The sequence below is a fragment of the Streptomyces sp. YS415 genome (assembly GCF_023544665.1).
Classification (GTDB): Bacteria; Actinomycetota; Actinomycetes; order Streptomycetales; family Streptomycetaceae; genus Streptomyces.
Genome location: NZ_JAMJFL010000034.1, coordinates 68,851 through 76,787 on the forward strand (window position 1 = coordinate 68,851; position 7,937 = coordinate 76,787).

Annotated in this window: 6 protein-coding genes; 3 read left to right on the forward strand and 3 right to left on the reverse strand. The window is 73.4% G+C overall.

The features are described 5' to 3' along the window. Positions 1–49 precede the first annotated feature (49 nt). Both M8H82_RS31165 and M8H82_RS31170 read right to left on the reverse strand, forming a co-directional pair. Positions 50–904: a MurR/RpiR family transcriptional regulator gene (locus M8H82_RS31165; RefSeq protein ID WP_250078435.1), complete on the reverse strand. Its 855-nt coding sequence runs from the start codon at positions 902–904 to the stop codon at positions 50–52. Next, the gene (locus M8H82_RS31170) at positions 901–2,523 is read right to left on the reverse strand and encodes an aromatic amino acid ammonia-lyase (RefSeq protein WP_374211723.1); all 1,623 of its coding nucleotides are present in this window, start codon (positions 2,521–2,523) and stop codon (positions 901–903) included. Before M8H82_RS31170 ends, M8H82_RS31165 begins: the two co-directional genes overlap by 4 nt. Positions 2,524–2,628: 105 nt before the next feature. Between M8H82_RS31170 and M8H82_RS31175 the strand changes: the two genes are divergently transcribed. Beyond that, positions 2,629–3,057 (forward strand): hypothetical protein, encoded by a 429-nt coding sequence (locus tag M8H82_RS31175; protein WP_250078437.1) that lies wholly within the window; start codon positions 2,629–2,631, stop codon positions 3,055–3,057. A gap of 318 nt (positions 3,058–3,375) precedes the next feature. Here M8H82_RS31175 and M8H82_RS31180 read toward each other — a convergent pair whose 3' ends face one another. Continuing rightward, positions 3,376–4,764: a cystathionine beta-synthase gene (locus M8H82_RS31180; protein WP_250078438.1), complete on the reverse strand. Its 1,389-nt coding sequence runs from the start codon at positions 4,762–4,764 to the stop codon at positions 3,376–3,378. A gap of 157 nt (positions 4,765–4,921) precedes the next feature. Between M8H82_RS31180 and M8H82_RS31185 the strand changes: the two genes are divergently transcribed. Both M8H82_RS31185 and M8H82_RS31190 read left to right on the forward strand, forming a co-directional pair. Next, a complete protein-coding gene (locus M8H82_RS31185; protein WP_250078439.1) occupies positions 4,922–5,950 on the forward strand; it encodes an SGNH/GDSL hydrolase family protein in 1,029 nt (342 codons plus the stop codon). Positions 5,951–6,092: 142 nt separating this feature from the next. Next, the gene (locus M8H82_RS31190; RefSeq protein ID WP_250078440.1) at positions 6,093–7,283 is read left to right on the forward strand and encodes an acyltransferase family protein; all 1,191 of its coding nucleotides are present in this window, start codon (positions 6,093–6,095) and stop codon (positions 7,281–7,283) included. Positions 7,284–7,937 lie beyond the last annotated feature (654 nt).

Here is a 7,937-nt window from a genome sequence, read left to right on the forward strand (position 1 = left end):
GAGGGTAACGGGCTGACCTGAGACCTGTCTTAGAAGACGCGAGAAAATCTCACTCCACGAACAGCCCCCGCGCCGCGGCCCGCGCGTCGAACTCCTCCAGCCGTGCCTGGGCGTCCGGCAGGTCGTCGCACATGGCCTCCAGCAGGACCCGCCCGAGCAGCATCGGGGCGCACGCGGTGTCGAAGGCGAGGCCGGTGCCGACCGCCGCGGGCAGCAGCAGGTCGGAGGCCTTGGCGACCGGCGCGAAGGCGGAGTCGGCGACCGTCACCACGGTCAGCCCGGCCTCCTTGGCGTAGCCGAGGGTGTCCAGGACCTCGCGCGGGTGCCGGGGCAGCGCGAAGCAGAGCAGCGCCGTGGCGCCCGCCCGGACGCAGGCGTCGATGCGGTCGTGGACCATCGTGCCGCCCTCGTGCAGCAGCCGGACGTCCGGATGGACCTTGGCGGCGAAGTAGGCGAAGCCGTACGCCTGGGAGGCCGCCGCGCGCAGTCCGAGCACCGGCAGCGGCCGGGAGGCGGCCAGCAGCCGGCCCGCCCGCTGCACCGGGCGCGGGTCCGCGAGCAGCTCCGCGAGATGCCGCAGGTTCTCGATCTCGGCCTCGACGGCCTGCTGGTACTCGTTGAACGCGCCCGGCGCGGACGCCGGTTCGGCGGGCGCGACCTCGCGCAGATGCCTGCGCAGGGCGGGGTAGCCGTCGAAGCCGAGGGCGACGGCGAAGCGGGTCACGGACGGCTGGCTGACCCCGGCGAGTTCGGCCAGTTCGACACTGGAGAGGAAGGGCACCTCGGCGGCCCGGCGCACCATGCTGTGCGCGATGCGCCGCTGGGTCGGCGTCAGCCGGTGCCCCTCGAAGAGCGCCTGCAGCCGTGCCGCCGGGGTGTCCCCCGCGTTCCTGTCCGCGCTCATGCCGCGCTCCCCCTCCAGATCTCGGTGAACCGGTCGAGCAGCCGGGCCGCCGCCGTCACGTCGCCGGTGAGCGGCCGGTCGGCCTGGTCCTCGTCGAGCACCGCTTCGGCGAGCTCCAGCGCACGGCCCGCCGGGAGTCCCGGCTCGGGCCTGAGGTCGCGCTGGCGCAGCGCCCGTACAGCGGCGACGAGTTCGCAGCCGACGACGAGACGGTACGCGCCGCACGCGCGCAGCGTCTGCCGCGCGGCGAGCGAGGCGAAGCTGGCCTGTTCCTCGACGCCCCGGGAGAGTACAGCGTGGCCGAGGGAGGCGGGTGCCGAGAAGGCGCGCAGGTCACCGAGGGCGGCCGCGGCGGAGTACTCCAGGATCATCACGCCGGACGAGGCGGGCTCGTGGTCGGCGAGGAAGGGCCTCAGGCGGGTGTAGGCGGGCTCGTTGAGGGTGGACAGGCGGGAGGTGGACAGCCGGGCCACCTGGACGACCGCGAGCCTGAAGTGGTCCAGGGCGAGGGCGAGCTGGGCCTGGTAGAAGCCGCCGTGGTGGTAGGCGGCGAGGTCGTCGGCCGCGATGAGGGGGTTCTCGGCGGCGGCGTTGAGCTCCACCGCGAGGACCGCCTCCAGGGCATCGGCCGCGTCGTGCGCGGGGCCGTGGATCTGGGGCAGGCAGCGGAAGCCGTACGGGTCCTGGATCCGGCCGAGCGGAGGCGTGGGCCGGTCCGCGGCGCCGATCAGTTCCCGCATGCGGCGGGCGACCTCGGTGGAGCCACGGTGCGGCCGGGCCTCGTGGACGGGCGCCGCGTAGGGCTCGTGGGAGCCGTCGACGGCGAGCAGGGAGAGCGCGGCGACGACCTGGGTGGCGGCGATGAGTCCGCGCAGTTCGTGCAGGGCGAGGGCGGCCTGGCCGAGGGTGAGGGCGTTGCTGCTGATCAGGGCGAGCGCGTCGTTGTTGTCGAGGGGCTGCGGCTCGGGCACACCGGCGACACGCCGCGGCCCGGCGCCGCTCGCCGCGGCCCCGCGGTCCCCCGACCCGTCCGGCCCGTCCGGCACCCGCCATGGATGCTCACCGGCCAGCGCCAGCCCCAGCTGTGCGAGCGCCGCGAGGTCACCGGTGCCGACCGAGCCGAACTCGTGGACGACCGGGTGCGCCCCGCTCTCCAGGGCCTCGCACAGGGCGGTGACGACCGAGGGCCTGAGCCCGGCGCCGCCCGCGAGGAGCTGGTTGGCGCGGACGGCAAGCATGGCGCGGACTTGCCGGGCGGGCAGCTCCTCGCCGATGGCACCGGCGTGGCTGCGCAGGAGCCTGAGCCCGTGGCCGGCGGCGGCCTCGGTGGGCACGTCCTCGTTGCGGTTGGCGCCGACGCCGGTGGAGCGGCCGTAGACGCGTCCGGTCGCGGCGATCTGCCGGGCGGCGTCCCAGGAGCGGGTGGCGCGCTTCATCGCCGCCTCCTCCGGGACGGGCCGCGCGGCTCCGTCGGCGAGGCGCACGACGTCCGCGACGGAGAGTCCGCGGCCGTCGAGGAGCACCGCCCCGGTGTGCAGGACGGCCGGAGCGTCCACGATCGGAGACGACGTCACGCCCGAGCTCCCCTCCCGCTTATTCAGACACGGAGAACTCTGCATGACGTCATACAGCAGGGCAAGCGACGAGCAGGCGGGCCGTCCCCCGGCCGAACAGGGGGGCTAACCCCAGTGCGGCCCGCGTCCGCGCTTTCTACCGTGGATCCCATGACCGGAATGGACATGCGGGACCCCGAGCTGAAGAAGGAACTCGACGCCACCCTGCAAGCACGCAGGGAGCTGGGCGAGGAGTACGAGTCCGCGCTGGTCGACTCGTTCCTGGAGAAGGTCGACCAGCGGATCGACGGGGCGGTCGAGCGCAGGGTGCGCCGGCAGCTCGCCGAGCAGCAGATGGTGGTGGCCCGGGGCTCCCGGTCACCGAAGCCGACGGACTCCTGGGGCGAGCGCTTCGGCTTCGGCATCGTCTCGCTGGTCCTGGCGATCCCGCTGTCCGGCATCGGCGGCGGGGTGGCCAACCTCCCCGGCCTGCTGGTCGCCTGGGCGGGCATCGTCGGGGTGAACGTGGTCCAGGCGGCGCGCACCCATCCGGACCTGTTCCGCCGCCGCAAGGCCCGCAAGGACAGCGACTGGGAGTGATATGCGCGGGGACCGCCGCACCCCCGTTGCCGGGGGGCGGGACGACGGCGGTCCCCGCGAAGGACGTCGACCGGGTCAGGCCGGTCTCACGTCCGGCGTCCATGGAGGTCCGGGAGCCGCTCCGGAGGTCCTTGGACGTTCGGTGCCGGCCGGGGCGGGGAGCCGCTCCCGCCCTGCCGACATCCACCAATGTGCCGTACGCGTGTTAAGCGGGTGCTGCGCGGACGTGTCACGCTCGTACCACTTCCGTGCAGCCGCGAAGGCTGCTGATCACCGCAAGTTCGCCGCCGACACGCGCCGTTCACCGGACGTTCGCCGCTACTTCCCGCCCTTGGCGAGGAAGGCCAGCAGGTCCTGACGGCTGATCACTCCGGTGGGCTTGCCCTCGACGAGGACGATCGCGGCGTCCGCCGTGCCGAGCACCGACATCAGGTCGCCCACCGGCTCACCGGAACCGACCTGCGGCAGCGGGGCCGACATGTGCTTCTCCAGCGGGTCCTCCAGCGAGGCCGCCTTGGTGAACAGGGCGTCGAGCAGTTCCCGTTCCACCACCGAGCCGACGACCTCGGCGGCCATCACGTCGGGGTGGCCCGCGCCCGGCTTGACGATCGGCATCTGCGAGACGCCGTACTCGCGCAGCACCTCGATGGCCTGGCCGACGGTCTCGTCGGGGTGCATGTGGACGAGGGACGGCATGGCGCCGTGCTCCTTGTCGTTCAGGACGTCGGCGACGCGGGCGCTGGGGCCCTCGTCCTCCAGGAAGCCGTAGTCGGCCATCCACTCGTCGTTGAAGATCTTGCTGAGGTAGCCGCGGCCGCTGTCCGGCAGGAGCACGACGACCACGTCGTCCTCCTCCAGCCGCTCGGCGACGCGCAGCGCGGCCACCACGGCCATCCCGCAGGAACCGCCGACCAGCAGGCCCTCCTCCTTCGCGAGGCGGCGGGTCATCTGGAAGGAGTCCTTGTCGGAGACCGCCACGATCTCGTCGGCGACCGTGCGGTCGTAGGCGGAGGGCCAGAAGTCCTCACCAACGCCCTCGACGAGGTACGGCCGCCCGGAGCCGCCGGAGTACACCGAGCCCTCGGGGTCGGCGCCGACGACCTTGACCTTGCCGTCGCTGACGTCCTTCAGATAGCGGCCGGTGCCGGAGATGGTGCCGCCGGTGCCGACGCCCGTCACGAAGTGGGTGATCCTGCCGTCCGTCTGCTCCCACAGCTCGGGACCGGTGGAGTGGTAGTGGGAGGCCGGGTTGTGCGGGTTGGAGTACTGGTCGGGCTTCCACGCACCCGGCGTCTCCCGGACCAGCCGGTCGGAGACGTTGTAGTAGGAGTCCGGGTGCTCGGGGTCGACCGCGGTCGGGCAGACGACGACCTCCGCCCCGTAGGCCCGCAGCACATTGATCTTGTCGGTGCTCACCTTGTCGGGGCACACGAAGATGCACTTGTAGCCCTTCTGCTGGGCCACGATGGCGAGCCCGACCCCGGTGTTCCCGCTGGTCGGTTCGACGATGGTGCCGCCGGGCTTGAGCGCGCCGCTCTCCTCGGCGGCCTCGATCATGCGCAGGGCGATCCGGTCCTTCACCGAACCGCCCGGGTTGAAGTACTCCACCTTGGCCAGGACGGTCGCCTTGATGCCCTTGGTCACGCTGTTGAGCCTCACCAGCGGGGTGTTGCCGACGAGGCTGATCATCGAGTCGTGGAATTGCACCGTTGTCTCCGGATGCTGCAAAAGATGTCGTCAGTGATGTCGCCAGCCTATGGGCTCCGCGCCCGCCATGACGGTCGTTCACTCCCTGTTGGGATTGGGCCACGGTCCGTGCGGGGCAAGGAGTGGATGTACGGGTTCTTGGAGGTGGCGGCAAGGCATGACGAGCATGTCGAGGGCGAGAGTGGCCCGGCGGATCGCGGCCGGTGCCGCGTACGGCGGTGGCGGGATCGGTCTGGCCGGTGCGGCCGCCGTGGGTCTGGTGCTGGCGGAGGTCCAGCTGGCCAAGCGGGCCGTGGGCAACGGCACGGCCCCGTTCGCGCCGAGCGCGGAGGGCCTGTACGGCAGCGGGTACGCCCCCGGCGGCGATCCTCCGCTGCGGCTGCTGCTGCTGGGTGACTCCACGGCGGCGGGCCAGGGCGTACGGCGGGCGGGGCAGACGCCGGGGGCGCTGCTGGCGTCGGGGCTCGCGGCGGTGGCGGAGCGCCCGGTGGAGCTGCGCAATGTGGCGCTGCCGGGTGCCACCTCCGACGATCTGGAACGGCAGGTGGCGCTGGCGCTGGCGGACTCCCGCCGGGTGCCCGACATCTGCGTGATCATGGTCGGCGCCAACGACGTCACCCATCGCATGCCGCCGACCCGGTCGGTGCGCTGTCTGGCCACGGCGGTACGGCGGCTGCGCACGGCCGGTGCCGAGGTGGTCGTGGGCACCTGTCCCGACCTCGGCACCATCGAGCCGGTCCAGCAGCCGCTGCGCTGGCTGGCCCGGCGGGTCTCCCGGCAGCTCGCGGCCGCGCAGACGATCGGCGTGGTCGAGCAGGGCGGCCGTACGGTCTCGCTGGGCGACCTGCTGGGTCCGGAGTTCGCGGCCAACCCGCGCGAGCTGTTCGGCCCGGACAGCTACCACCCCTCGGCGGAGGGGTACGCCACGGCGGCGATGGCGGTCCTGCCCACGGTCTGCGCGGCCCTCGGGCTGTGGCCGGCGGAGGAGGAGCGCCCGGACGTCTCCCGCCGCGAGGGCTTCCTGCCGGTGGCCCGGGCCGCGGCGGAGGCGGCGTCCGAGGCGGGTACGGAGGTCGCGGCGGCGATGCCGAGCGGTCCCCGGGGCCCGTGGGCGCTGCTCAAGCGCAGGCGCCGGCGGCGGGTCGGGGAGACGGAACCGTCGCCCACCAGCCCGTCCGGGGTGTGAAGCGGAGGCGGCCCTTCTCCGTGGGCCGCCTTCCGTACACGCACCGTTCACCTTCCGCGCGGTACCGCGTCACCGGATCATCCCCGGCTTTGGCGAAGGTGTGCTTCTGCTGTCATGCCGCTGTCAGGAGCACGCGCCCGCGATGGAAAAGCCGTTTCCGAAGTCCACCACCGGCCAGGACCGGGTCCGTGACCCCTGGTGGGACAACGCCCGGTTCGTCTCCGCCACGCTGATCGTGGTCCTGCACACCGTGGGCAGCATCATGGCCCGGCACGACTCGCTGCACGCCTTCCATGTGGCGGCCTGGGCCTTCCGGGTTCCCGCCTTCGTGGTGCTGGCGGGCGTCTTCAGCAGTGCGGGCCCGCTCGGGCCGCGCCGGCTGCGGACCCTGCTGACCAGCATCGTGCTGCCCGCCCTGATCTTCAGCGTGCTGTTCTCGCTGGAGACGAAGGCGCTGGGCGGCCCGCTCGATCTGCACGTGGCCCAGCTGCCGTGGACGCTGTGGTTCCTGATGTCGCTGTTCTGCTGGCGGCTGCTGCTGCCGCTGGTGGTCCAGTTGCGCCATCCCCTGCTGGTCACCACCGCGGTGGCGCTCGCGCTCGGGTACGTCGAGGAGTTCGGGCTCCAGTTCTCCGCCAGCCGCACCCTGGTCTACCTGCCGCTCTTCTACTTCGGGTGGCGTCTGGGGCAGGGCATGCTCCGGGACTGGTTCGAGAGCCGGTGGAGCCTGCCGGCCGCCGTCGCCGGAGTGCTCGGCTCGATCACCGTGGCGGTGCTGTGGCACCGGGACATCCAGGGGAGCTGGCTGTCGATGCGGCACGCCTACCAGGCGGACACCCCTCTCGGCATGGAGGGCGCCTGGCTGATCCGGCTCGCGGTGCTGGCGTCGGCGGCGGCGCTGGTGCTGTGCCTGCTGCGGCTGATGCCGCGGCGGAAGGTGCCGTTCGTCTCGGCGCTCGGGGCGGGCGGGTTCACCGTCTATCTGCTGCACCCGCTGGTCATCCTCCCGGCGCGGGAGAAGGGCCTGATCGCCCGCGCCGACACCCCGGTGGAACTGGTGGCGCTCGTCCTGTGCGGGGTGCTGCTCACGGCGGTCCTCGCCTCCCCCTTCACCCGCCGCCTGGCCCGCCCCCTCACCCAGCCCTCGGTGGGCTGGCTCCTGACGCCGACTTCGCCCCCGGCGCCCACGCCCGCACCCGTCCCCGCCCCGGCGCCCGCGCCCATCCCCGCACAGGCGTCCGCGTCCGCCCCGGGAGGCGCCTTCGACCGGGTACCCACACCGACCCACGCCCCCGACCGACCGCAGCACCGGGGCCCGTTTTCGCCGGGGTGACCGCGCCGGTGCCCGCCCGGGGACCCACGTCCGCCCCCGCGTCGGCACCCACACCGGCCTCGATATCCGCGTCTTTACCTGCGCGGTGACCCGGTCCTCATCCCGGCGCCTACGCCCGTCCGGCACCTCCGGGCCCCATGGACGCCCGCACCCACCCGGAGACCGCCTTCGGCCCGGGTTTCGCCTTCGGCCCGGTCTCCACAACCCGTCCACGCCCCCATCCGACCACCCCACCACGGCCCGCTTCCGACCCGGTGACCGCGCCCGATCCCGCGCCCACCCCAGGGAACGCGCCTGCCTCGGCATGCGGCCCACGCCCGCACGGCGCTCGGGCCCCCATCCCGGCACCCGCACTCCGCCCCCACCACCGGCACCCGCACTCCGCCCCCACCCCCGGCCACCCCACCACGGCCCGCTTCCGACCCAGTGACCGCGCCCGGTCCCGCCCCCCCCCCGGCCCAGGGCCCGCGCCTGCTCCACGCCCACATCCGTGCGGTCCGGGCCCCCATCCCGGCCCCGCACCCGAACCCGCCCGCATCCCGGTTCCCGCCCCCGTCCCGAGGGCCCCTCCCCACCCCCCCCGTACACCCTAAGCAACCGCTTGGAAAAGATTTCCGCATCACACCCAGATTGCCCTGACCGATGGCTTACGTA